The sequence below is a fragment of the Oleiphilus sp. HI0079 genome, assembly GCF_001635105.1.
In genome coordinates this window covers 1-912 of the sequence record NZ_LWFT01001074.1, presented here as the reverse complement: position 1 = coordinate 912, position 912 = coordinate 1, and the positions used below count along the sequence as shown (strand labels likewise).

Genomic DNA, 912 nt, shown 5'->3' with positions numbered 1-912 from the left:
AGTTAAGCTCCACCTCACTCATCCGCTTCAACTGCTTGTTGGTGTCTTTCACCGTGTAAAACACGAGCTCGTCTGCAAGCTCGACATCCTCAATCACATACTCAGCATCTTCATGGTCCGACACCGTGTCGCCAACCTTGTAGATCACACGAGAGATCGGTGCCTGATCGAGCGCATAAGTGCGGACTTCATCCGCTGCTGGAAATGTAATTGCTACTCGCCGTCCTTCAAGCTCAGAGATCATCCCTAACCCTAGTTTTGGTTCGGTTTGACTAACCCATCTCTGACCAACTCGGTAAGACATCTTCTACTACCCCTAAAACAATTAATCTGTAACCTGCTCGGCTAAATGCACGGACAAAACGCGGCGCGCATTCTAGCACTGATGATAAGCGACTCACATAATGATCCACATCAATTTCGTGTCATTCACCGATAATTAATAAGTACCTAAAACTCGGGTTGTAGACTAAACTAAATGCGAGTGAGTGAGAGTGTAGTCGTTCAAGTGAAAGACGCGAGATTCTCTGAGTTCTGAATGAAAGCCTAGCCATCCGACTTAAGGAGGTGTCATGAGATCGAAACTTGCGATTCAAGCGCGAGCTCTGACGACTATTGCCTTAAGTTTCCTGTTTACCTTCTTCACCAGCACCGTTTCTTCGGAACAACTCGATTATTACGTTGTTGAGGGTTTAACAGAGCCTTTTCAAATTAGCGATCCAGACGCAACTCAAAAAGGCTTCATTACGGAAGTTGTCGAGGCACTGGCAGCAAAGCTGAACATTGAGCTGGTGACACATGTTGCACCATCACCTCGCATTGAATTACTTTTAAAAGACGAGAGTAAGACAAACTGGATTGCCTACGATAGCCCCGCTTGGAAATCGATACCAATGGGGGTTCCACTCAGCA

General features: G+C 46.4%; 1 protein-coding gene and 1 pseudogene. One reads left to right on the top strand and one right to left on the bottom strand.

Annotated elements, in window-relative coordinates; all coding sequences use genetic code 11:
- A pseudogene (locus tag A3750_RS19230) lies at positions 1-304 on the bottom strand (RNA polymerase-associated protein RapA); the annotation flags it as partial.
- Positions 305-572: 268 nt separating this feature from the next.
- Between A3750_RS19230 and A3750_RS19225 the strand changes: the two are divergent.
- Positions 573-912: hypothetical protein (locus tag A3750_RS19225; protein ID WP_197475161.1), on the top strand; the 340-nt coding region annotated here is incomplete at its 3' end.